Raw genomic sequence first — 24,848 nt, 5'->3', positions numbered from 1 at the left:
TTCTCGAAATATTCCCTATTTCCTGCAAGTAGATTTTCTGGTAGAACCTTTTCATAGGCAAGTTCTTTATATTCCGGTGCAGCGTCAACCAAAACCATACCACAGATGTCCAGCGGATAAAGACTGGTATACAATCTGGCGACCAACCCACCAAAGGAATGGCCTACTAATATATAAGGCTTCTCCACGTCAAGCGCTTGCAACAATTCGGAGAGCTCCTCGACAAGATCACAGCAAGTTCGCGGGACAGCTACGTCTTGACTCCTGCCAATACCCGCCCTGTCATAGGACAAGGTTGACGTTTCATCCGATATTCGGTCTTGGACCTTTTTCCATGTTTCATGGCTATCGCCTAACCCTGCAATAAAGATTACGCTTGGTGTATTTTTACGATATTTATTGAACAGTATACGCCTATCATAGAAATTGATTATCTTTTTATGTTGTATAGTCACTTTTAATCACCCAATTAAATTATAAGCTTTACATTATTATTTCTACAATAAAAAAGGGCCGTTTATGCAGCTCAGTAATATTTTGCTAAGGCACCTGTTTATTTAAGTGAATACATTCACATTTATAATGTCTCTCAAATATAATATCAGTTTATATATTCACCATTTTTCTCTAACAGGTTCAAGATAAATTGTAATTTGTTAATCGATATGTTTGTGTAACCACTGTTCAAATATCTTTAACTGTTCTTCAGTATGAAAGTAATGTTCACCTGTTTCAATGACTTCTAATTCGCAACGATGTTTTTTTGTAAAATAGTTAATAGTTTCAAATTCGCACAGTTCATCCTTGGCTCCATACATAATATATGTATCTGTATTCCATGTATTAATAGGATGTTCTTTTACATAGCATAAATAATCCCAATATAACTTTTGACCAATAGGTGTCTCTATAGTCATTTCTTTTTGCAAAAGCTCTGGTGTTACGCTAAACCATTTCATCATATTTTCGATAATTCGTTCCATATTAACTACTGGTGATAAAAATAATGCCTTTTCTAACACATCATTTTGATAGGCTAAAAGGCTAAAATAAGCTCCCATACTACATGCAAACACGCTTACTTCTTTCCAATGTTCTTTTGCGTAATTCATAATTATAGATAATTCACTAACACAAAACTGTACTTTGCAAGGAGTATTATCATTTTTTCTTTCTCCGTGCTCAGGTAAATCAAAGCTTAATACTTGATAACCTTTTTGATTGGCTTCTTCAGCTAATATTTGAATAACTGTATCTTCCTTATTTGACATATTTCCATGTACTGCAATAAAAATTTTTTCACTCTTATCTCCCCATAAAACCGTGGGAATATTACTAATTTTAAAATTATCTTTAAGCATATTTCCTCCATAGAATAAGACATATAGGACTTGGCAAAAAACCGCACACACTTTATAATCCTCTACTCAGTTTTAAATAAATCAAACTATTCCTAATTTATCACAAATGAATTATAATATCTCTCTACCTCTGTATTTGAAATCTTTCTTTTTTTTCATTTCTTTAGAAGCTACAAGTTCTTATTTTGATTCCTTATTGAGCTAATCTGCACCGTTAGCTTAAGTACACTTCTTCACAATCTTCTCGAAACAATTAATAAAGTTACTCCACAATCTGGCCATTTAATGGAATAACTTTATTATCACTTAACAGATTCTTAATCCACAAGAAAAACCGAAATCCCTTCTTTAAAGAGATAGGAAATTCCGGTTAAACTTTTTTCAAAACGGTGCGACTTTTTTATAAACAGTTCAACTTTATTTCAAAGCCACACTTTCGTCATGGAACTGAGAAGCTCCCACCTCTAAGCGTTAGCATAGGTGATGAGTAGTTCACCGAACTATATAAACTAACGAGATAGCCTAATCCATGATTAGTTCTTGTACTTGTATAGAAATAAACACGCAAGATAGGTGAATTTAGGAAGCGATCACTTCTAAACAAGCTGAAAGTGGGGATAGTTTACGAAATTCATTTAGTCCTTATATGTATTTTGTAAATAACGATCATATAAATCTTTTTCTAAAATACTTTGTTTATCTTGTAGTTCCTTAAATTGTTCAATGAATTCACTATCTTCTTTTGTGCTTCGACACAAAGTATAAAAAGCATCATGGAGAATTTTAGATTCTTGATGAGCATCATAGTAATCCATGTAGGTCTTAAATTCTGGTGGTAGATAAAGATAAGGGACGTTAGAAAAAGAACCTTTGATTCCTACTGAAGTAGAAAATAGGAGTAAGTCTTTATTTTGTATATATTCCATCTCTTGATCTTTAGAATATTGGTAAGAAAGGTTTGCTATAATCTTTGTATCATAATCAGTTTTCACCTCAATTATGTTTACAAAATCATTAATCCTTAAAGTACCACCTTTGAATGCAAATTTTTTGGCTTCTTTAACGTGTGAATTATTATAAGATAATTCTTTTACAGATTGGATTTCAAATGTAGTATGACCATGTGCTTTATCATTTTTATTAAGATATGTACTACAAATAAGAACAAAGTCGTTTTGAAATTTTATTGTTTCAGAATTATAGGGTAAGCATCTAATTTCTATTATTGAATACTCACACATACCGTTAACATTATTGGGAAAAGTCATTATTATTATAATTCTCCTTTATATTTATTTCAGGTGAAGAGTAGTTACTCTTCACTACCTTTATTTTAAATAAATTATAGATTAATAGTAACCCTCAATTCCAGAAATTTATTTTTAAGTGGCATCGAAGCTATGCATATGATGAAAAAAAGGCAACTTCATCAAAGAGTGAAATCTGCCCAAAATGAAGTTAAATTCATTCATAAATTGTAAATGTTAAAAATCCAAAAGTAAACTTTTATCAATTAGTTTACTTTCAAAGTGTTAAATTCATTAACCTTATCCAACTTCAGCTATTTTTAGCAAAATCAAAAACAAAGGTATACATTCAAAAATTGATGAATAAAGAGATTAAAATACCTGTGATCAAAAAAAGCTAGATTCATGCTAGCTTTTTTTATATAATTCCCGTTAGCGGTAGTAAAAAGTTATACTTTATCATTTTTTCTAGTAGATTTCAATTCTTTAAATGTTTCAATTAATTTTTCCCCGAAAATATAAATAGTTTTTTCCCAAGGATGTCCTAAATAACCCCATCTAAAGTCTTTTTGCAAAAAGAAATAGTAATCTCCATCCGGAAAAAATGGGATTTTCCAGCGATGATCATCTTCGTTTAGATTTAGATTTAAACTAGGATTCATCCAGTAGCCAGCATGCTGCCAATCTAACGCATATATATATTCATGTTTCTTGGTACATAGAATAAGAGATTCCAATAATATATAATCAAAATTATCATAATCGTCATCAGTCCATTTCCCTTCAAAACAATCAGATATATCATAAGTAATATATGGACAAGAAAATTTAAATGATTGGTCACCATCTATATTAGGATTAAAACAAAATTCATCTTCAAATCTATCCCAAACATCCTCATACTCTTTGGAATTTAACAAAATCCACTTATTCAAAATCATTACCTACTTTCTAATATAATCACATAATTAAAAATAACATGATGGAACTGTTTATTCTATTCGCATCTGGTTAACATAACCCCACATTATACATTATAAAAAAGCTAGCATAAAGCTAGCTTTTTTATAATGTATAATTCGCAAATTTTAATTAGATTTCACAATTGCTGAAGAGGCCTCATCATTCCAAGTTCTAGCCCCATCCCCCAAGCTGAAACTAGTCAAATTAATATATCCGCCGTTATTTACAATAGCAAGTGCATGTCCTTGGGCGTTATTATGTTCATAGATAGTTGTATAATCTCCAAAAGAATGTGTAAGTACAGAGGAAACATTATCATTGTTTGAACCACCAAAGTTTGCAATAATAACTGGGTTTCTACTTGCATTTACAGTAAATCTTGAGCCTTTCAAATCGTTATCGTAATAAAAAGTAGAGTAAATTTGAGCTAAAGGTTGAATCTTGAAATTTTTAGGAACTGGATGTGTAGTTAAAAAATTTTCAAAATCTGATTTTTCGTCAAAACCAATAGTCGCTTGTTCACCATTAACTCCAGGTGTTACTACCTGGTATGGCTTTGATGGGGACTCCGCATACGCCTGAGGGCTTGAAGCACCAAATAACATTGCACCTGCTAATAAACCTGTGGAAAGTATACCAATTACTCGTTTCACAATTATCACTCCTTAATAAAATTTACTTACAAATTAATCTTACATCCATTTCCATTAATTTGGTATTGATGTGAAATTTTATCAATAAAATAGATTCTATTAGAATAATGAGATATATGTATTTTGATAGAGGTATATAAAAAAAGAAAGCAAGTAGGTCTGCTTTCTTTTGGAATATAATCAATTACTTATTAATAATTGAACCAGCACAATCCACTCATCAATTTGATATAACGTAATAGTTATACCGAAAGGTACACTTTGTTTAGTTAACTTCATTGAATTTATGGTTCTGGTGCAAATATATGAAGAAGAACATGGATGATAGTAGATTTCTAATGGAATCGTATTTTATGCTATAAGTCCAGTTGCTGAAGTGATTCCGTCTCTCTTTAATCTGCTGGAATAGCCTGTTGAATGAATAAATTCATGAAATAAAGTGCTATAGTATCCTTCAACTTTCGGGAAATCCTTCATGGAAGGTACATTTACATGGTCCTTAGCAGGCTGATAAGATGCCCCTTACTCAACCATATTACAATTACCTCCCAAACTTATACTTCTGTATGACCAAGTCTTTATCGTCATATCTAGGGTCTAACTTAACTTCACCTTTGTACTCAATGATTCGTAACCTGTCAGTCGGATATACCTTATCGTAAAGTTCCTGTTTCACCCATATCTTTTTCATTTTGTTATTGTCAAACAACTCTAAAGTAGGGTGTTTTAGTATGATATACTCTTCTTCAATGTGTTTCCCAAGAACCATAACCTCTTTTGCTTTGCCGTTTTTAACTAATTCATCGTTTTGATACCCCTCTATAACTGACAAGACCAAACAGAATAAGACGAAAATACCTACATACATCCAAGCCTTCTTCCTTCTCTTTTTCTTGTATGCTTCAAGTTTCATGATATACTCTTCAAGTTCATACTCTGTATACTCTTTCACAGATGAATCTAAGTAGTAGGTTTTTCCAAACTTTGTACTCTTAAATACAACATAGTCGTCTACATACTCTGGGTCTTTCTCTAAGTTTATGAATTTCTTTTCACTCATAACATACCCCTTTATTTGTTTCCTATTATCACTACCCCAACTAAGATGAAAACAATAACACTTATAACCACAAGAGTTGCCTTTTTACTTAACTGTCTCCTAGAACCTTCTAATACTGCCCATATAATAATTGGGAAAAGAAGAATACCAAGGAGAATGTCAACAAACTTGTTACTCTGCTCGTCTTTCGGTTTCTCTTCTTTTCCTATGCGTTCTACCCTATTTGGTACTTTTTCTACGTGTATTGGATTCTTCTTTTTCTTACGTCTATGATTCACTATTCATACCCCTTACTTTGAATCGTAACTTTCAAATAGCATAGTCTTTCCTTTGTACTCAATAACCTCAATGCGAGAACCAATGTCTAAACGTTTGTATACTTTCTTACTTACGCTACCTGTGTGCGTTTCACCATCTACTTTGTACTTGATTTCATAAGTCTTAAACCCTTTAGGCGTGTACTCTTTCATGTCTACGACTTCCGCTATACTTGACTTACCATGTTGTCTGACTTGTATCTCGTCGTACGTTCCTACCCCTATGAGTAGGAACGTACACACTAGAAACACTACAATACAACCAATTCTAAACCGTTTCTTTTTCAATATAATCCCCCTTACTTTACATCGTAACTATCATACATGATTGTCTTTCCTTTGTATTCTAGTACTTCTATTTTAGTGCCTTTGTCTAACTTCTTGTATAACTCTTTATCTACATTACCTAAGTAAGTCTTATCTTTTATTTTGTACTTGATTTCATAGGAGTTACCTCGCATAGTTGAATATTCTTTCTTATCCACTACTTCTACTATTACTGGTTTTGTGAAAAGAAAATAAAGTTATTTAATTTTTAAACCTAAAACAAGCATAACCCCGTTCTAAATTTAGGACGGGGTTAAAATTTAGTTGTTTAATTTTCGATATAAGATACTTCACTGTACTCAAAATATAACAATAAAATCGTTTAAAAATCTAAGGCTCATTCAACAATAGCACCCTTTAATGGAATAAATTAAATTATGAACGAGACCTAAAAACACAATCACTTATTTCTTATTGAACTAAAGCCCCTTTAGTTCAATAAGAAATGATGGCACCCCTTATGATAGTATCTATCGTACTTGATCTCCTATTGAAAAATATTAATGGGGATAGGAGGATTAAATGAAATTAAAATAACATACTTTTTCAATTACTAGAGAGAGAATTCATAAAATCAATCACGATTTTTCAGCTTATGCATCGAAAGTATTTTTCTTTAATGTTAGTGTTACTTTACCTAATTTAACGACTCCCACAATTATAAAAAGCAAAGGTATTAAAAATAAGAGATGCCCTATTCCTGGAGCAAATAATGTTACCGTAGACAAAGGACCAAATAATTTAGGAAATCCAATTAAAATAATCAATGGCAGCAGCCAGTTAAATATTAATATAGACAACCCATTTAGAATCCTACGGAATGTTGTTACTTTACGATTTTTAGGTTTAAAAATTCTGTAAGCTGAACAAACAATTAAAGCAACTATTGCCAGTAAAATCAAATCAATAATTACATATTTCATAAATGGATTGCTATCAGATATAGAAGGTTCTTCATTATGTACCAGCTTGTTTATCCCGCTTATGATGGCATCATATTCATTAAGATTAAGATAATCCATTGAATTGATCTGCAAGCTGATGCCATACTCCCCATCTAACACAACTTTTGAGTATGTATTTTCTGTCCATCCATTATGGGAGATTCCTTCATTATTCACTTCCCATCCCATTGCATAGTAGGTATCATTCCCCATGAGTGCTGATGGATGATGCATTGTGGTCATTGCATTCGCTGATAAAATACTTTTCCCTTTAAATTCTCCCTGATTCAATTGTACGATCATATAATTTGCCATATCTTCCGCACTGGAAATAAGGTAACCTGAAGAAACAGTTCCTTCATGGATTAATTGCTTTGTCGGCACCTTTAATCCAAATACAGTTTGGTATCCAGTCGCAATTGCATTGTTTGTATCATCTTTTGGATTAACATAACTATTGTTCATTTCAAGCGGCTTGAATATGAATTCATTGATATACTCTTTATACGATTTATTCGTAACCTCCTCGATGACTAAACCTAAAATGTTATAATTTAAATTCGAGTATTGATATTGTTCGCCCACAGAATATGTCAATTCTGTATTTGCCAAGCTTTTAATATGTTCTTTTAATGTTTTATTCCCTTGTGATATAGATACTTGACCATCATTTGTAGAAAGACCGCTTGTATGATTCAGTAAATGTTGAATGGTGATTTTTTCAGATGCTCCTTCATCTGCAATTTGAAACCAAGGTATGTAGGATTGCACCGGTTCTTCTAGGGAGATTTTTCCTTGTTCCACTAACTGCATAATGGCAAGAGCCGTGAACGATTTAGTAGTCGAACCAAGAACAATTGGCGTTTGCGATGTCATTTTTGTCCCATCTGGATTTGAAATACCATATCCTTGTATATATTCCACTTTATCTCCCTTTACGATAGCCAATGATGCACCAGGAATGTTCAGTCTCTCTATCTCATTTGTCATAAACTGATCAATCTTAGAAATATCAAGACTACCATTTGTAGATTCGTTATCGTTTGCAAATACAACTCCGTTAACACTTATCATTAGCATTAGTATGGCGATTACGAACATTTTGCCTATTGCAGATTGTCTTTTCCTCATAACCGGTTTTTCTCTGATTTCATTCCCGCATGTAGAACATTTAAGTTTTTCTTGCTTAACAAAGTTTATCATTTCAGTCTCCTTGTCTCCCCTGTTATCTGAATACCTACACTCATATAAACTACTTCTATGTTCAACCAAAAAAATTAACTACAATTTTAGATTAAGACAATCCTTCACAAATCCTACACTAATATTAACATAAATATCCAATTAGATTTGCGATTCTTATTCCATTAAATGGCCCGATTGTTGAATAACATGACTGGCGTTTTTTAAACGACTTTATTGTAAATTAAACAACTTTATTATCTCTGTACAGGTTTACCATACTGTCTGACTTGAAACTCTTCTATTGTATGTTTACCTACAAAGATGATAGCACCAATGATAAATACTGAAATATAGATAACTATTAACCGTTTACAAATATAAAGTACACAACAGTCAAGGTAAGACATACTATGTAACAGTGAACGAGGTCTATGTATATATGAGATAAGGAAATGCAAAAAGGAGGCGGGACTCAAGTGTGAGTTCTGCCTCCTTTTTTTGCTGAATTTATAACTCTTTTAAGCTTTATCTAATAAAGCATTTACTTTATTGTTATTTATGTAGCAAGAGTAAGATTTTATTAAAAATTCTAAAGTTGTATTGGTTTATACGCTAGTGCTATATCTACTATTTGTTCTGGAGTAAGATTTTCATCATTCCAATATATTAGATCACTTACTTCTGGATGTGAAACATTTCTTTCTACAACTTCTATCATTTCATCAATCTCCTCTTCAGTTCCTTCACATTCTACAATTTTGCTTACTAGATTTATCAGTTCTTCTCTTGTTAATTTCGCTGTACTTCTATTCATATAATATCTTTTATTGTAAATCTTCGAACTCCAACAAAAGTAAATATAATAACGAATAAGCAACTTAAGACATAAAAACTACTAAACTGAAAGAAAGTCTGCAAGCCTTCTAGATGAATAGGGTCCATTGCTAATCCTGGTTGCGCAAATGGCCATATATACCCGATATTTAGGTAATGAAATATCATTCCTATACATGTAAAACCAAAACTCATTCCAACGGGAACAGCAAAACTTTTTATAGCAGATGAAAGAAATAATTGTAGTGCAGCAATTGAAAATGTACCAATCCATCCATTGAATGACCAATTTAATAATGAATTCCAAGGAATAGGACTTGTAATACCTAGTAGCTTACCAATTAAGATATAAGCAATTAAAAAAAATACTTGTGTCAATAAAGTTAACATAACGATTACTAATAACTTTGCCATGTACACATATCGAAATGGAATTGGTAAAGAGATGATTTTTTTCCAGTTTCCCTCGCTATGTTCAAAGCGGCATACAAACGCACAATAAATACTTACTACGACAGGAAATAAAAATAATCCATAAATTAATCCAACTTGTGTCCAAGCCTTCTCCCACTCATTTGTTGAGACTTTCATTAAGACATCGTAGTTTACTTGAAAATTTATGAGTCCAAGTGCAATACAAATAAGCGGAATGAATGTCATTACAATCCATATTTTTGAACGTTTTAATTTTAATAATTCACATCGAAATGAGCTTAATAACATATCTGCATCCTCCTAATGAATATCTTTTTGCGAAAAATGAGCAGTGCTAAGAACGATAAATAATAAACTAACTCCTAAACTTAACAAAAGATTCATCATGACTCCTTGGTTTGGGAAAAACACTATTTTCCCATTGGAAAATGCCCAAGAAATTGGATTTGTCAGAGATGAATAGGTCCAAATTATCCATGTTTTCCAAGGTAACATCTGCCCGAAATACCCAAGAAATGAGCCGATTACACCTGCCGTTAAAGCAAATACTTGATTTTTCACTACCAAAGATATCCAGAGTTGCAAAATAACCATTGGAATACATCCTATAATGGTAAAACAACCATATTTCAGTAATAATATCACCGGAATTCCACTTTCAAAATTAAAAATTTTTCCTATTAATATAATTGCGGAAATAGAAATTATACCTGCGTATACAAGAAAAAAGAGACTAAAGATAATTTTAGTTATATATACTAGCTGCCTGGATGTGGGAATTGCACACAATAGCTTCCAGGTGTTCCCCTTATTTTCAAAATCAATTATTCGAGATGTAATTGTCGCAATCATTATAGGTAAAAATAATGCATTTATCATACTTACTCTTGAAAGAAGCGACTCCCAATTTAGAAATTCCTTTTTTTCTTGTGACACAATAGCAAATAACCAAAGTAATGCTAAAGACTGTATCAAAAATACAACTAAAAATAATTTCTTTCTTTTTAATTTCAATAATTCACTTCTTAAGGCAGCAATCACTATAAAACACCACCTTTTTCTGTTAAGCTTAGAAATATTTCTTCCAACGTATGCTTCTCTTCTTCAATTCGATAAACTGATATATTTTGCTTTGCTAATAAGTGATTTATGTGAGAAATAAGGTGATCTTCTTGTTGATGCGTAACAAGACAATCACCTTCAAGCCCGAGATGAATTTGATGCTGTTCTAAAATTTGATGTGCCTTTACTACATCATTTACACGTATTTTCATTAATGCCTGACTTTTTTTGCGTAACACTTCAATTTTGTCTTGAAAAATTAGCTGTCCACTATTAATAATACCCACTTGTGTTGCAATTTGATCCATCTCATTTAGCAAATGACTTGAAATAACAACTGTCATATCATATTGCTTTGGCAGTTGTTTGATGAGTTCACGAATTTCTTGAATCCCGGCAGGGTCTAATCCGTTTGTAGGTTCATCTAAAATTAACAATTTTGGATTTCCAAGTAGTGCCATTGCTATGCCAAGGCGTTGCTTCATTCCAAGTGAGTATTGTTTAACTAGTTTATCTTTTTGTTTCTCTAATCGAACGATACGTAATACCTCATCAATATTCTTTTTTGGTACTTGTAACATTTGCCGAATTACTTCTAGATTTTCATGACCTGTTAAATGTCCATAATAAGATGGCGACTCAACAAGAGAGCCAACCTCTCTTAAAATATCTATTCGATTTGTTTTTAAATCTCGATTGAATACTTTAATATTACCTGTAGTCGGTTTTATTAATCCCAGTAACATTCTAATTGTCGTTGTTTTCCCAGCCCCATTTGGGCCTAGAAAGCCATAAATTTCACCTTTACCAACTTGCATTTGTAATTGATTCACACTATTTACAGCTCCATATGTCTTTGTTAAATTTTCTGTTTCAATGATGTATGTTCCCATTATTGGCACCTCTTTTTCTTAATTAAGCTATCATTTATTATAAAAGTTCTTGCTTAATCTTGAATTGAGCTGACCTTAAGTTTAGCTTAATTTTCTAACGGAAGCTGAAATGTAATTTTAGTACCATTTCCTTTGATGCTTTCTACTGCAATTTCTCCACCGTGAGCTACGATGATTTCCTTTACAATTGCCATTCCTAAACCTGAGCCACTTTTTGGATCTGTATTTGTACCACGGAAGTATCGATCAAAAATATGTGGTAAATCATTTTTATTTATTCCGTCACCATTGTCCTCAATCGTAACTATGGTGTATTCGGATGTTTGTTTTATACGAACTTGTATTAATGTTTTAACATCAGTATGAATGAGCGCATTATTCAATAAGTTGACTGTGACACGTTGAATTAATCCCTGATCTGCTTTTATAATTAGTTTTTCCTGAGGGCATTCAAATTTAATTAATCGATTCTCATAATGAGGCATATTCATAAATTCAATAATTGTTTCTCGGGTGAGATTCACAATATCTACTGTAGTTTTATGGATAGGTAACAATGCATTCTTCAATTGATATGTAAGTTTTAAATCATCAATCAGTTTTTCAATATAAATTGATTTACTTTGAATTACTTCTGCATAGTGGTACATTTCTTGTGCAGTAATTTTATACTCTCGATTCCCTATAACTTCACTATAGCCTTTAATAGAAGATAGCGGTGTCTTTAAATCATGAGAGATGTTTATAATCCATTCTGCTCGCATCGTATCTAATTTTTTTCTTTGAACGTTAATATCCTTTAGTTGATGTGATAACTGATTAAGATTTGTATACACCTCTGCATAGATTCCTTTTTCTTCCAGTACTTGTTTATATTGTCCTTGTTTTAATTTATTAATATGCTCAATTATCATGACAACAGGTTTTGACATATACCTTGCCACAATGTAAGCAAATAATAAAATACAAACTACTGCTACTCCTATTAACATTAAAATCCCATATGGATAGAAGCTAGTTAAATTATTGAAATTCAAATAGACAGATTTTCGTAATGCTTGGTTTGACGGGAAAGCGACAATGTAACTTTCTACTTGTGTACTTTTATCTAACTTACCCACAAACGTTGTATAATCCCCAATATCGTACTTATAGCGTAAAATCAATTCACTAGGAGTATAGTGAGTTGGTGTATTTTTAGGCTTATACATTTGAAATACTTCATCACTATTATGATTTAATACTTGTAACCATGCTCCATGTTCTTTTAAAAATTTTTTCCCTTTATTTGTTATCGAAATTTTTTCATTTTCTACTGTAATTTCTTTTTGAAAAGCTAATACTGAGCCTTCTGGATCGTCCATTCCCTTATAGTTATAAGTAAATACTAAATAACTAAAAGCAAAAAATTGAACGATTAGGATAAACATAATTAATCCTATTAATGATGCAATATATAGTCTCGTGACCTTCCACTTCATCTTACATCACCTTTTGTATTAAGTTTATATCCTAGTCCCCTTACTGTTATAAGATAATGGGGTTTAGAAGGATTATCCTCTATTTTTTCTCTTAAATGCCTCATATGCACCATCATAATATTATCATTACCGAGATATGTTTCTCCCCAGACAGCTTCATATAAGCGGGCCTTACTAAAAATTTGATTTGGATTTTTTATTAAAAATAGTAATATGTTAAATTCTTTTGCTGTTAAAGTTAGTAATGTATCACCCCTTAACACTGTTCCTTGCGCCTCATCTATCGTAATGTCTCCAAACTGATACATAATCCGAGCCTTTTCTTGATATTGATCGCGTCGAAAAAATGCTTTCATCTTATATGCTACTTCTTTCGGACTAAAAGGCTTTGTAATGTAATCGTCACCACCTATACTTAATCCAAGTATTTTATCTAAATCTTCATTTTTCGCCGATAGGAAAAATATTGGAACGAATGTAAACTGACGAATTTGCTGACAAACACTATATCCATCTAAATCTGGAAGCATAATATCTAATATGATAAGATCTGGCTGTACTTGCTTACACATGCGTATTCCTTCTTCTCCTGTTGTATACGTATAAATATGTTGAAACCCCTCTTTCTTTAAAACTGCTTCCAATAAATTTAAAATCTCTTTTTCATCATCTACTATAAGAATTTTTTTTGTGTAAACATCTGGAATATTATGTATCATCTATTGCACCTCAATATCTTTCTATGTAATTTAGAATTAAATAGTGAACAGTATTACCTTAATTATTAATGTATCATTTTCCTTCTACAGTAGAATAGCAATTTGAAAGTTTTACCACTTATTTTAGGGGGAGATTATCATTTTTTCGGGTTCTGGTGCAAAAATAACAGAGAATAAAGCGCATATGTTCCTAACGGAATCGTATCTTATGCTGCAAGCCCAAACAATTGATGGATGAATTCTTTCTGGTTTTGGACAGACTGGTCCCGTAAATCAATCTGTTCTTTTTTCATCATATGCATGGCTTCAACACCACTCAATATAGAGGTTGCTGTTTTAAATGACTTGAATCCAAACATAGAACGCACGCGTTTCTTAATCAAACGATGATCTTGTTCCACTATATTATTGAGATATCTAACTTGCCTTAGTTGTATGCCTTAAGGCATATGCTTCTCTTCTTTCAACTCTTGAATCGCTACAGGATAGGCAGGGTTCTTATCTACTGCTATCACGCGAGGTTTAGAAACATACGAAAAAGCCAAGGCTTTCTTGAAAAAGCGCTTGGCTGCTTGTTTATCTCTTGATTTACTTAGATAAAAATCAATTGTATACCCTTCTGAATCGACTGCACGATATAAATACATCCATTGCCCTTTTACTTTGATATATGTTTCATCGACTCTCCACGAGTCATTTGTTGGCTTAAGATGATGCCGTACTTTCTCTTCTAGTTGAGGTCCATATTGATGAACCCAGCGCATAATCGTTGTGTGAACAATTGATAATCCTCTTTCCTCCATCATTTCCACCAAGTTACGAAAGCTCAAATTGTACCGCAGGTACCATCTTACTGTTAATAAGATTGGTTCAGGCTGATAATGCTTCCATTTGAATACATTTTCCTTTTCCATACCAATTACACACATTCTTTAGATTAGTAGTATCAGTATGTCCAAGATTTATAGATTCATTGCAATTATCCTGTAGTTTTTGCACCAGAACCGTTTTTTTTCATACATTGTAAAAAAATGAATCCTCAGATTCATTTTTAAGAGGCTTTATTAGCCTGTTAAATAGAATAGTACTTACGGTTAACAATGTTGATTCTAAGTCCATATGAGAGATATTCCATGAGTTTGATGGGTAGATTTTTAGCGTTTATACAACATATGTTGATTAATTTTATCTCGGATTGCGCTTGCAATAAATTCTTCAATAGAACTGTTCGTTTCTTTTACAATTTTTGTGATTGTATGGTATTCGTTACTTGTAATGGTTATTGACTTAGTCACACTGCTACTGTCTAAATATATACTATTATTGACACGCTGAGTTAGCTTTCCTTCTATTATATACGGCGTTAGGCTTTCAATCCATTCTAATTGCATCTGCATTGGTAATTGAATAACAGATTGGCGAATATCGAAATACCAGAATCCATCTTCTTCAGATATTTTTATATTGCGTGGTGAAACATACTGTAGTATTAAATCAATCAAATAAAAGATATTATTACGTAATTGATTTGATTTTGGAAAACGGAATTTTACAAACTTTTGATGATGACTTCTTGGTTTATCGGATAAAACATATGATGGCTCATACCCCATAATTATTGCATCTTCTAGTGTCATATTATTTCCAAATTCATCAAGAAGTACAATATCTCCACGCTTTGGAATGGATATAATGCGTGCTAATTTATTACCCTGCATAAATTTTTGGAACAATACTACATTATGTTTTTGTGAGAATGTATAGAGGGCATTTGTCTGATCTAATTGTTGCACCAATCCGTGAATTTCTTCCTCTTTTACAAATTTCGTTTCACGATTACGATGTTTCTGTATAGTACAATTCAAATCCCCATCTTCTATCCACTTTTCAAGTTGATACATACTCACATTATAATCTTTGGTTGCCTGATATAAGGTAATTCCTTCTGTTTCACGTTCTTCTTTCAATTTTTCTATATCTTCTCGCTTAAATAAAAAACTGCCATCTAAACGCCAGGTATTTCTATTAATTGGATTTAATTGACCTTTCTTCATAAGAGTATTGAAAATGAAGCCACTAATTTCTAAATAAGCCTTTACTTCATTCGTATTCATATTCATTTCTTGCATTTCAAACATTATCTTTCCTCCTACGAGTAAACTGCTTTTATGTGGAATGCATAATATTATTATGTAAAGTTAAATTAATAAAATATGTGATTTAAATTAATTATAACACAATTAACACTTAAATTATTTTTAAAAATATATAAAAGATAAATATATTTTCTAATTAAATTACCTTTTATAAGATAAGAAATCATATGAAAGGTAATGTTAAATAAAAATTAATCTATAACCATAGAAAATGTGAGATTTTCTATAGTTATTATCCATTTACTAATAATTAAAGTTTAATTTCTTTATATAACTAGTTTTACATGAATATAGGTTATAATGTTATTAGATTATAATTCCGTTAGGAGTTGATATATAATGAAATTTGAAATGAATACACTACATAAAGATAGTTCATTAAAAGTTATTGAAAAACAAAAACAAGAATTTGCAAATATAATTGCAATATGGAATCGTGATTATATAAATGAAGCTGAATTTAAAAAGGAAAATAACGAAAGAGAAGATTCATATACATATGAGGGGTTTTCAGATGAGGAAATATTGTACTACTACTTAAATCGGCAAACACATTTTGACCAAGAAAAACGTATAAAGAATGCATCCAGGACTCTATATGCACGTGATCTAAGCCAGTTCTATTTTTTCATCAAACAAAGCACAGAATTTCTACAGCAAGATGTAAGAGATTATGTAATTGGCCAAGTTTGGAGGAACTTAAGAAAACGACATATCCGAAACTATCAAAAGTGGTTATCCCAGGAGGCAATCTCCTATCAATCAAAAGAAAAGTACAAAGCATCTACGATTAGTAGAAAACTTGGTGTAATCCGCTCTTACTTGAAATGGTTGTATGAAATTCAATATATCCAGGAACCTCTTCATGTAGAGATTCTAAGTACGACCGTTAATAAACAACATAAACCAAAACGCGAGTTATCATATGAGGAAGTGAAGCATTTGCTTCATTACTATAAGGACAATGAAATCAATTACGCTTTATTATCGCTCCTGGCTACTACGGGATTACGTGTTGCAGAAGTCGCTCATGCCAAATGGAAAGATCTTGAGTATGACGCTATACGTGGACGTTACTATTTAACAGTTGATACAAAGGGAGATAATGAACGGATTGTTTCTATTAATAAGGATATTTTTAATCGTATTGTTGCATTTCGAATCCGGAGAAGGTTACCTGTAAACATTGGGAATAAAAATGGTGGGACTATATTTCAAACAAAGAACCATACTGCTTATAGAGAGAATTACTTGTCACAATATATTTCTAAAATTATTAAGGATACCAAGTTACCTTTTACAGAGAATATACGAATTACCCCTCACTTCTTTAGACATTTTTATGTACAGTACTTATATGATTACAAGGGGCTAGCGCCTCATGTCATAGCAGCTGCAGTTGGCCATAAAAATGATAGAACTACAAAAGAAAATTACTTGAAGCAAAGACTTACTAAGGATAATGATGTAGGAAAATTAATTGGTGATGATGAATTTTAATATGTAATTAATATATAATAAATTCGAAATAGGACAAGGTGAAACGAACATTCAGTTTCACCTTGTCCGTTTGAATTGCTTTAAATATTTACACTGCATAGACTTCAATTTTTGTAGGATTAGAAAAACGGCGTTCTAATTCTTTTTTGATTTTTTCAATAGCAAAGAACGCTGAAGATGCATATACAGTAATCACTTTTTTTATAAAAGTATTACCTGTTATCAAAATGTATCTTACTGAATATGATGAAATCATACTCTCACCCTTTCATATATCTATTGTGTTTAAGATATATGCCGATAGGTGTGGATATATTCTCAAAAAATATAAAGTGATATTGTAAGCAGAATGAAAAATAACAAAAAGTTGATTTAGAAAAAGCACTGCCAAAGTCTTCAGCAATGCTTTTCGATTAGAAGTACTACGATAATGAACGTCTACTTTCTTCTATACGTTTGCTCATGAATAGAATACAAATTTGTATTTAACATAGTTTCTGTATGTTCTTATATATTTACTTTAATTTCAAGATACGTTCTATTTCCTCCACACTTAACTTACTTGCTTTTGCAATAGTTTCAAGCGGTACGCCAATTTCATGCATCCCTCGAATCATTTGCATCTTACCTTGCTCAATGCCTTTTTCTATACCCTCTTGTTCTGCATGTGCTAGCTTAGCTTGTTCATCTAGAAGTAATTTCTCTCGAGCTTCATATGCTGTTCGGAAAGAAGAATCATGGCTCATATTTTCCCATTTATTTATTGCCTTTTGTAAAATTGGATCTTGATTCATCGCAATCTCCTCCAATGTTTGAGTTAAATGTTCGTCTTCATGTGCTGGTAATAATAACATCCAACGAACAAATGTATTTTCCCACGGGTTTACTTTTTCTTCACGCCATTGTTTTACCAATTTCGGTATCTCTACAAAATGAATTTCAATGTCGTCACTTAATAGTTGCTGCATTTTTGTATTCCATAATTGTCCGATGGTATGAAATGCGTCATCCTGAGAAAACAAAATAAAGTCTAATAAGTTAATGGTAATTGTTTTCCGAAGTGAACGATATGGCATCCCTTCTTGCATTTGGGATGTATAAAGTTTGCTCCAATAATATAAAGATCGCTTCACCATATCATGTGTATTCCGAAGCTGAATTTCGATATTTACTTGCGTCCCATTATCTAGTGTTGCTAATAGGTCTAAAATCGATAACTTATCATCCTCATAAGATTTATGGAGATGTGGATCTTCTAGTTGTAGCGTTGTAATAGGTGTATCTAAAGATTCCTCTAGAATTGCATTTAAGAAACCTGTTAGAATTTCCTCATTTCCTTTCGTCCCAAATAACTGTTTAAAAGCAAAATCAATGCGTAAATTTACTAATTTAGTGGACATGGATTTCCTCTCCCTGTCTATATCATCTCTTGTTCTTATTGTACATAAAAAAAGGTAGAACATGCAAACAGGCTCTTATGCTATCGCACAAAAGAGCTTGCCAGAATCCATAAAAAATTGGTGATTCTGGTGCAAAATATACACAAAAATATGAGAGTAATTACAAACGTTCAATCTTTACAGGGTATAAAAATACGAATTTTTATATTGATTTCCGAACAACTCATTTTTATGAGAATATAACATTCATGTTGGATTATCGACGTAATCATTTTTGCACCAGAACCCAAAATACAGAAATCCAGGTACAGAAAAAGTATACATATTATTGTTAGCGTGAGGTAGAGAATGAAATGATTCTGTTATTCACCTTGGCCGAGCGTCTTTAAAACCAATGAAAGACTTTTGTAACATTTTTGAAAGACTTTTGAAAGATATTTAAAGTAAGATAAGCTTATCGCTAATGTATATGCAAAACACTCTATATTTTATTTTTCTAATACAAGATGTGTTAGAAAAATAAAATTGATCAAACCAAGCTTCCCCAAAGCTTCTTTGAAATAAACAAAACCCACAGAAAACATTCTTGTTCTCTGTGGGTTTTGTTTATTTTATTTTTGCACCAGAACCATCAATTTAAACAATAAATAACACCATCTCCATTTTGTAAATATTTTGAAGGACTCACAAAATAAAATTATTATCTCTCCACAGCTATCTATGAGAAGTTCGCTCGTTTTTTCGTTTTGGGGAACCATCGATTTCTAGGCTTGATGACGATGTGGCGAGACTCCTTAATATAACACCAATTATCAGTAGTCGTATCTAGAAACCTAAAAAAGTCCATTTAGAAGATCTAAAGGGACTTTTCAGTCATATAATCCTATCTATAGTTAAATAAATAAGATTGAATAAATCTAATTTTACTTGTTCTATTTAATAAATTGTTTCGGTATTTCTTTAACGTGCTTATCATCATCACGCCAATCATAAGTTCCTTTCTGTGAAATATCTAAAGTTTGATCGCCAATTCTAACACTATTCTTATTTACCCATTCAATATATGGATCCGTATCTGGATAGTTCCAATATATATTTTCCACTGAATCTGTATCAAGGTTAACTAATTCACCTCTAACAGCATCCGCACTTAATGATCCTGCATTATGAAAATAAGTCTTAATGAGATATTTTCCATCTGGAGATTGCACTGTTCGAATTAATTCGCCTTTCGGGACACCTTGCAAACTAAATAATTTCCAGTATCCAAATCCAATTATAATTATGAACATAGAAAGTATGGCTATTAATACTTTTCTTTTTGTTCTTTTAATTTTACCTTTTGTATTTACATTACTCATTCATTTAACACCACCCCATAGAATATAAATCATATTATATCATTTAATAAATGGTATATATATCAAAAAATACATATTTTACCTTCAAATTAACAAATCAAGAACATAAGTATATTCTCGATAAAAATAAGAAATTCCTTTTATATAACGTATTTTTACCAAGTTAACATAACCTCACTTATCAGTAGTCCATGTATCTAAAAATCTCAAAAAGTCTCTTCAGATCTTCTGAAGAGACTTTTTACTCATAAAACTATTAGAAAAGTTACTTAAGAGATTTTTTCCAATTTGAATAATAATAAATGAACTGAATTAATAAAGTTATTACTGCAATGCCAGTAAAGGTTACAAAATAAGTTAATCCCAAATCTAATAAATATATTACTATTAGCGTGTTAACTACAAGAGGAATTGAAGCTAAAACATTATAAAAACGTTTTTTATAAAAAAGATGATCTTTTTCATTTATATAATTATCGACCATAAAAATCCTCCTTTTTATTTTCTAAGCTTCATGTATATTCATATTAATGAAACACCTGAATTTTACCACATCATGAGGTCTTATTAACATAATTCTCGTTATTGGAAGTTATTTTGTATAGCATTCTCATTCGATGTTTTTAAAAGCTTTGGAAATAACATATAAATCAGGTTCCAGAATAAACATCCCAATAATGTTCCAACAGTGTTCAATATTACATCGTCTATATCTGATGAGCGTCCTGACGGAAAGGCATATTGGGTAAATTCAATTAGCAGAGAAAATACAAATCCTATCATTGTCACTTGGTAAATAGAAAGTTTTGTGTGTTTTTTCCATAATAAGGCGAAGCCGAATGGCATAAATAGGATTATGTTAAACAATATATTTTTGATAGGAACCATAATATCGACATAATTGGTCATTAACTTATACATACCAATAAAAGGGATTAAATTTACTGTTCTAATTCCTATCCCTGTATGTCTTGGTGTAACAGTAATCAGTAAAATGGCAATTATCGAGAGAGGAAAAATTATGTTCATAATAATTGTGTTTTTATGTGCAACTGTTTCATTCCCTTTCTTTTTTACTAATACAATTGCAATTGTACATACAATAACGGTTGCAATTAAAAATAGGGGAACTACATGTTCAAAAGATCTCCATAACTGTGTCATATTTTCCCATCCTTTTTGTTTATTTTAACATGTTCAAATAGATAAAAGTATATTGTATATCATATTCATGTGAGGTTAACATAACGTACAATCGCGGAAGTTGAATTTTATCATATTCTTTTGTTAACCACGATTATTTCTTATTAAAAACAAAAAAACATGAACAATTTTACCAATGTTCTCGATCACAATAATCATCACAAGGACAACAAATAAAGAAACATTTGCAACAACAGACTTTTTTACATTTTGGTTTACAACGCTTACGCTTTTTACACTTTCGACAATCACAATCATTTTTAAAGTTATCTCTAGTTTAATACATGGGGGTTCGCACTCACACCCAAAAAAAAGGAGGATTCTTTTTTAAAGGTTTTAATATTACTTGTGAGTGGCTTATTTTTTTGGTTCTTATGGTATTCGTAGATATTTAAACCTTTTTACAGGTGTTTTAAGAGTTTCTGAGTGTTTGTGATAACGATTACTACTTTTGGGAATGGATTTAACAAGATTTGTTTACAGAACACCTGTATATCTTGCTGAAAATAAGTTTACGGAATATATTTTAAAGTTTTTTTACAAGTAGTTCAAAAAAGAATGAATCGTTGCTATTCCCCATTTTCAGAAAATTTGATATAATATTTTCATGAATGGAATATTTTACATTTTGGGAGGATGGAATGGAGAAAAAAACAGATTTTTCGTTGTCACTTTTGTTTTTTTGGATTAAAGGGTTTGTTTCAGTTGATTCCAGATTTGTAAAAGTATCAACAGGAAACACTATATTAGGGTTTATTCCTGCTGGAAAAGATAATCAAAGCATTCCTTTGAAAAATATTAGTTCTTCAATGATTTCTTCTCAGTATAGAATAAAACCTATTATATTAGGATTGATTATTCTTCTTTTTTCCTTTAATACCATAGGAAATAACTTTGTATTCGGACTCATTTTACTATTAATTGGAATTGGTATTTTAGGTAGTGGTATGCAAAATGTATTGATTATTCAAAGGGCAGGATCAGATTATATTATTTCAGTACCATTCTTTGAAAAAGCTAAATTGGCAATTATTCAAGACTATATTGCTGAAGCATTAGCTTATGATACAGATAAAACTGATTTAAATTTATTTTTTAATAGAAAATAAAAAAGACGATAGGATTTCCTATCGTCTTTTTGGGGATTTAAACCAGGCTAAGCAAAAAATACAATAAGCCGTCCATTTGGGCTAATTATCGTTATTGGAAGTTAATGTAATACTCTTGTTCAAGATAACTTTTCAATCAAATTTTTCAATTTAGAATTCTGTATAAAGAGCATAGTCTAAAATAGATTGATATACGCTATGCCATTCATGATGATGAACTGTGATTTCATTTGGATTAATTAATTTCCTATGGGCTGATTCATGCTCACCTTCAAAAGTATGGAATTTTTTAATATCCATTCGGTAGAACACTTGATAACCAACTTTAGGATATTTACTTTTTTTATTCCATTTTGGATTCTCGTTGTGATCAACTATTATGTATCCAATAAGATTACATTTACCTTCAACATAGCCCTCTTCCATTGCTTCACGTTTAAAGCACTCTTCAGGAGTTTCATTTAATTCAATGTGACCACCAGGAAAATCCCATCCTCTATGATTCAAATCGACTAATAATATCTTGCTATCATAAAAGCAAAGTCCATGAACACTTGTTATTAGGTCTTGTGGCGGTAGTTGATTATCCTGTTTCCAGGTTAATTTTATTTTTGCTTCTTCCCAATTTACATAAGCCGTTGTCATATAATACCCCCCTTTTCCTAATTGTACCATTTATAAGAAGTAATTTATTGTGAGTATTTGATTGTATATTACATACATGTGAGGTTAACATAACGTCTCATTATCAGTAGTCAACGATGCATAAAATTTTCGTTCTGGGGTAATTAAAAATCTAGCTTGATGGCGATGTGGCGGTACCCCAACATATAGTTAAATGTAGACTATTTCTGTGGTGTTTCATCTTTTATTAATTATTACGGTACGTGAAATTATAATGTTAAGCCTAAAAAAGCCCCTTGAAAGGAGCCTCTTATTTTACAAGGTATTGTTCTATTTCTTTTATTAATAATTCTGCACCTTCTGGACTTAATGAGATCTTACCATTTGCTAATGATATGTTACGATTTGATACTTCTCCTGTTAATGCACAAACACCACCAGGCTGATACTTCTGTAAAACAATGTCTTCACCTTCTACAAAGATCTCTAATGGCGATTTTTCTCTAATACCAAGCGTATTTCTAAGTTCCTTTGGAATTACTACACGCCCTAATTCATCTACTTTTCTAGTTACTCCGGTTGCTTTCATCTAGCATCTTTCCCCATTTCATTTATCAATTTGTACCCAAATTATTCTTTACTATTGTAACAGGCTTTCACCATACACGAGAAACATAATGATCCAAAAACTAACGATCATAACAAGAATTTCTTTAAGAGGTACAGACACATGACCATCAACCTAAAGAATCAAAATCCCCCATAACGAAAATATTGCGATTGAAGGCAACAAAATGAAATTATCTAAACTTGCCCTTGTTCGCTTTGCCAAAAGTCTTGAAGTAGAAAGGAGTATTTTAAATGCAACGATTCGGCGCAACCCGAGGTTAGTTTAATGAGTTAAAAGTCGGTGAACAGTTTGACTTGGAACAGGTCAATGTAAAAGTAAACCGCCTTTTAAGCGTTTTTTCTTTACTTAAAAGTGTATGCTGACGCTCCAATTAGATGAGTATGATATATTTGAAAATGCGCCAATATACTTGTGACCAAGTAAAAAAGCGCCCTGTAAACAGGGCGCTTCGGACATATATTAGGTTTTAATTAATGACTAATATTAGCATTTGGATGTAATGTTGTTCCTCCAATTGAAACTTTAATTTCATTTGTTAATGGAACATTTTGTTCATTAATAATTGTTCTCCACCATTCCCATGCAAGACCTGTACATTCTCTTGCTACGACTTTTACATTTTTTGAATTCGGTGGAAGTGGTATGACTGTATTGAAATGAGCAGTTCTGTCTCTGCCGTTTCCTTCCCAAGTTTTATGGGTTAGCACTTCTTTTCCATTTTGATCATATGAGAATTCATCCCAAGATACATCAAATTGAGCAACATATCCACCAGTATGATCAAGCGTCATTTTAGCACTAGAATACTCTGTAGTTGAAGTCTCAATATAATCTGTATTGTTATGAACAGCAGCAGTTGCGTTATCTTTTAAGAAAGTGCTTGTATATGAAATTGGGTATGCTGGATTTTTAGAACTTAATTCTGCATTATCTTTAATGATATTTCGGATTTCATTAAAATCTTTTGTAACAACCTTGTTATGCTCTTTTGCATCTCCGCCTAATACTACAGCGGTAAAGGTACTGTCTTCAAAAATATCTTTGTACTGTCCACTCGCTTCAACGCCTTGCCCCTTAATTAAGGCTTTAAAAGCAGTTTGTACATCTTTGCTCTTAGATGATGTTTCTAATTTCACATAAACTGTTCTACCATAAGCTACATTTGATACCATAACAGGCGGAGCCGCATTACTTACCCCTTTACGAGTTAGCTCATCAAAAGTAACGCTATTATCAAAAAGATCTGATGGATTGTTAGGTAGTTCAGCACTTACGGTATAAAATATTTGCTTATATGCCGCAACCATCACTTTTTTCTCTCCATTTGCAACCGCATTAAAATCAATATTCAGTGAATTATCAAGATATTTAGCGTTAACATTT

General features: G+C 31.6%; 26 protein-coding genes and 4 pseudogenes. 4 read left to right on the top strand and 26 right to left on the bottom strand.

What is annotated here, in order from left to right; genetic code table 11:
* The 3 genes from VK90_RS23945 to VK90_RS23935 all read right to left on the bottom strand — a co-directional run.
* Positions 1 to 455: alpha/beta fold hydrolase (locus tag VK90_RS23945; RefSeq protein WP_048375728.1), on the bottom strand; the 455-nt coding region annotated here is incomplete at its 3' end.
* A gap of 201 nt (positions 456 to 656) precedes the next feature.
* Positions 657 to 1,361, bottom strand: a complete 705-nt coding sequence (locus tag VK90_RS23940) for an alpha/beta hydrolase (protein ID WP_025147341.1) — start codon at positions 1,359 to 1,361, stop codon at positions 657 to 659.
* A gap of 635 nt (positions 1,362 to 1,996) precedes the next feature.
* Positions 1,997 to 2,629, bottom strand: coding sequence for a hypothetical protein (locus tag VK90_RS23935; protein WP_025147340.1), 633 nt, complete (start codon positions 2,627 to 2,629; stop codon positions 1,997 to 1,999).
* A gap of 114 nt (positions 2,630 to 2,743) precedes the next feature.
* On the opposite strand from VK90_RS23935, the pseudogene VK90_RS30860 reads away from it, so the two are divergent.
* Positions 2,744 to 2,842 (top strand): annotated as a pseudogene (locus tag VK90_RS30860) (IS6 family transposase); the annotation flags it as partial.
* A gap of 215 nt (positions 2,843 to 3,057) precedes the next feature.
* On the opposite strand, the gene VK90_RS23930 reads toward VK90_RS30860, so the two are convergent.
* The 15 genes and pseudogenes from VK90_RS23930 to VK90_RS23860 all read right to left on the bottom strand — a co-directional run bounded on the left by VK90_RS23930 (position 3,058) and on the right by VK90_RS23860 (position 15,619).
* On the bottom strand, positions 3,058 to 3,543 hold the full coding sequence (locus tag VK90_RS23930; RefSeq protein ID WP_048375731.1) for a DUF2716 domain-containing protein: 486 nt from the start codon (positions 3,541 to 3,543) through the stop codon (positions 3,058 to 3,060).
* A 153-nt stretch (positions 3,544 to 3,696) separates the two neighbouring features.
* Positions 3,697 to 4,224, bottom strand: a complete 528-nt coding sequence (locus VK90_RS23925) for a hypothetical protein (protein WP_048375726.1) — start codon at positions 4,222 to 4,224, stop codon at positions 3,697 to 3,699.
* Between the two features lie 351 nt (positions 4,225 to 4,575).
* Positions 4,576 to 4,731, bottom strand: a pseudogene (locus VK90_RS30360) (zincin-like metallopeptidase domain-containing protein); the annotation flags it as partial.
* Positions 4,732 to 4,765: 34 nt separating this feature from the next.
* Entirely contained in the window at positions 4,766 to 5,284 is a 519-nt protein-coding gene (locus tag VK90_RS23920; RefSeq protein WP_048375725.1) for a hypothetical protein, read from the bottom strand.
* 11 nt (positions 5,285 to 5,295) lie between these two features.
* Entirely contained in the window at positions 5,296 to 5,562 is a 267-nt protein-coding gene (locus tag VK90_RS23915; protein ID WP_048375724.1) for a hypothetical protein, read from the bottom strand.
* A 12-nt stretch (positions 5,563 to 5,574) separates the two neighbouring features.
* Positions 5,575 to 5,889 carry a hypothetical protein gene (locus tag VK90_RS23910; RefSeq protein WP_025147335.1) on the bottom strand — a complete coding sequence of 105 codons (315 nt, stop codon included), beginning with the start codon at positions 5,887 to 5,889 and terminating at the stop codon, positions 5,575 to 5,577.
* Between the two features lie 632 nt (positions 5,890 to 6,521).
* A complete protein-coding gene (locus tag VK90_RS23900) occupies positions 6,522 to 8,075 on the bottom strand; it encodes a serine hydrolase domain-containing protein (protein ID WP_053081459.1) in 1,554 nt (517 codons plus the stop codon).
* Positions 8,076 to 8,646: 571 nt separating this feature from the next.
* Positions 8,647 to 8,871: a bacteriocin immunity protein gene (locus VK90_RS23895; RefSeq protein ID WP_048375720.1), complete on the bottom strand. Its 225-nt coding sequence runs from the start codon at positions 8,869 to 8,871 to the stop codon at positions 8,647 to 8,649.
* On the bottom strand, positions 8,868 to 9,614 hold the full coding sequence (locus tag VK90_RS23890) for an ABC transporter permease (RefSeq protein ID WP_048375718.1): 747 nt from the start codon (positions 9,612 to 9,614) through the stop codon (positions 8,868 to 8,870). Before VK90_RS23890 ends, VK90_RS23895 begins: the two co-directional genes overlap by 4 nt.
* Before the next feature lie 12 nt (positions 9,615 to 9,626).
* The gene (locus tag VK90_RS23885) at positions 9,627 to 10,367 is read right to left on the bottom strand and encodes an ABC transporter permease (protein ID WP_025147331.1); all 741 of its coding nucleotides are present in this window, start codon (positions 10,365 to 10,367) and stop codon (positions 9,627 to 9,629) included.
* Positions 10,367 to 11,281, bottom strand: coding sequence for an ABC transporter ATP-binding protein (locus VK90_RS23880; RefSeq protein ID WP_048375715.1), 915 nt, complete (start codon positions 11,279 to 11,281; stop codon positions 10,367 to 10,369). Before VK90_RS23880 ends, VK90_RS23885 begins: the two co-directional genes overlap by 1 nt.
* A gap of 86 nt (positions 11,282 to 11,367) precedes the next feature.
* Complete coding sequence (locus VK90_RS23875; protein WP_048375713.1) at positions 11,368 to 12,762, bottom strand: sensor histidine kinase; 1,395 nt, start codon at positions 12,760 to 12,762, stop codon at positions 11,368 to 11,370.
* On the bottom strand, positions 12,759 to 13,481 hold the full coding sequence (locus VK90_RS23870; protein WP_048375711.1) for a response regulator transcription factor: 723 nt from the start codon (positions 13,479 to 13,481) through the stop codon (positions 12,759 to 12,761). The genes VK90_RS23875 and VK90_RS23870 overlap by 4 nt, the downstream gene beginning before the upstream one ends.
* A 206-nt stretch (positions 13,482 to 13,687) precedes the next feature.
* A pseudogene (locus tag VK90_RS23865) lies at positions 13,688 to 14,395 on the bottom strand (IS6 family transposase).
* Between the two features lie 240 nt (positions 14,396 to 14,635).
* A complete protein-coding gene (locus tag VK90_RS23860; RefSeq protein WP_048375709.1) occupies positions 14,636 to 15,619 on the bottom strand; it encodes a hypothetical protein in 984 nt (327 codons plus the stop codon).
* Between the two features lie 357 nt (positions 15,620 to 15,976).
* Between VK90_RS23860 and VK90_RS23855 the strand changes: the two genes are divergently transcribed.
* Positions 15,977 to 17,137, top strand: coding sequence for a tyrosine-type recombinase/integrase (locus tag VK90_RS23855; RefSeq protein ID WP_048375707.1), 1,161 nt, complete (start codon positions 15,977 to 15,979; stop codon positions 17,135 to 17,137).
* An 88-nt stretch (positions 17,138 to 17,225) separates the two neighbouring features.
* Here VK90_RS23855 and VK90_RS30355 read toward each other — a convergent pair whose 3' ends face one another.
* The 5 genes from VK90_RS30355 to VK90_RS23835 all read right to left on the bottom strand — a co-directional run bounded on the left by VK90_RS30355 (position 17,226) and on the right by VK90_RS23835 (position 21,062).
* A complete protein-coding gene (locus tag VK90_RS30355) occupies positions 17,226 to 17,393 on the bottom strand; it encodes a hypothetical protein (RefSeq protein WP_000625960.1) in 168 nt (55 codons plus the stop codon).
* 259 nt (positions 17,394 to 17,652) lie between these two features.
* Positions 17,653 to 18,537, bottom strand: coding sequence for an Rpn family recombination-promoting nuclease/putative transposase (locus VK90_RS23850; RefSeq protein WP_048375704.1), 885 nt, complete (start codon positions 18,535 to 18,537; stop codon positions 17,653 to 17,655).
* 932 nt (positions 18,538 to 19,469) lie between these two features.
* A complete protein-coding gene (locus VK90_RS23845) occupies positions 19,470 to 19,898 on the bottom strand; it encodes a DUF5412 domain-containing protein (protein ID WP_048375703.1) in 429 nt (142 codons plus the stop codon).
* Positions 19,899 to 20,163: 265 nt separating this feature from the next.
* Positions 20,164 to 20,382, bottom strand: a complete 219-nt coding sequence (locus tag VK90_RS23840; RefSeq protein WP_048375701.1) for a hypothetical protein — start codon at positions 20,380 to 20,382, stop codon at positions 20,164 to 20,166.
* 98 nt (positions 20,383 to 20,480) lie between these two features.
* Positions 20,481 to 21,062: a VanZ family protein gene (locus VK90_RS23835; protein WP_231595941.1), complete on the bottom strand. Its 582-nt coding sequence runs from the start codon at positions 21,060 to 21,062 to the stop codon at positions 20,481 to 20,483.
* A 680-nt stretch (positions 21,063 to 21,742) separates the two neighbouring features.
* Between VK90_RS23835 and VK90_RS23830 the strand changes: the two genes are divergently transcribed.
* Positions 21,743 to 22,210, top strand: coding sequence for a hypothetical protein (locus VK90_RS23830; RefSeq protein ID WP_048375699.1), 468 nt, complete (start codon positions 21,743 to 21,745; stop codon positions 22,208 to 22,210).
* 150 nt (positions 22,211 to 22,360) lie between these two features.
* Here VK90_RS23830 and VK90_RS23825 read toward each other — a convergent pair whose 3' ends face one another.
* Together VK90_RS23825 and VK90_RS23820 are read right to left on the bottom strand one after the other, a co-directional pair.
* Entirely contained in the window at positions 22,361 to 22,855 is a 495-nt protein-coding gene (locus VK90_RS23825; RefSeq protein WP_048375697.1) for an NUDIX hydrolase, read from the bottom strand.
* Positions 22,856 to 23,144: 289 nt separating this feature from the next.
* On the bottom strand, positions 23,145 to 23,423 hold the full coding sequence (locus tag VK90_RS23820; protein ID WP_048375696.1) for an AbrB/MazE/SpoVT family DNA-binding domain-containing protein: 279 nt from the start codon (positions 23,421 to 23,423) through the stop codon (positions 23,145 to 23,147).
* 175 nt (positions 23,424 to 23,598) lie between these two features.
* Between VK90_RS23820 and VK90_RS30350 the strand changes: the two are divergent.
* Positions 23,599 to 23,718, top strand: a pseudogene (locus tag VK90_RS30350) (IS200/IS605 family element RNA-guided endonuclease TnpB); the annotation flags it as partial.
* Positions 23,719 to 23,935: 217 nt separating this feature from the next.
* Here the strand turns inward: VK90_RS30350 and VK90_RS23815 are convergent.
* Positions 23,936 to 24,848: thiol-activated cytolysin family protein (locus tag VK90_RS23815; RefSeq protein WP_048375694.1), on the bottom strand; the 913-nt coding region annotated here is incomplete at its 5' end.

The sequence above is a fragment of the Bacillus sp. LK2 genome, from assembly GCF_001043575.1.
GTDB lineage: Bacteria > Bacillota > Bacilli > Bacillales > Bacillaceae_G > Bacillus_A > Bacillus_A paramycoides.
Note: the sequence above shows the minus strand (reverse complement) of the source record. Positions and strands in the feature narration are given on the sequence as shown.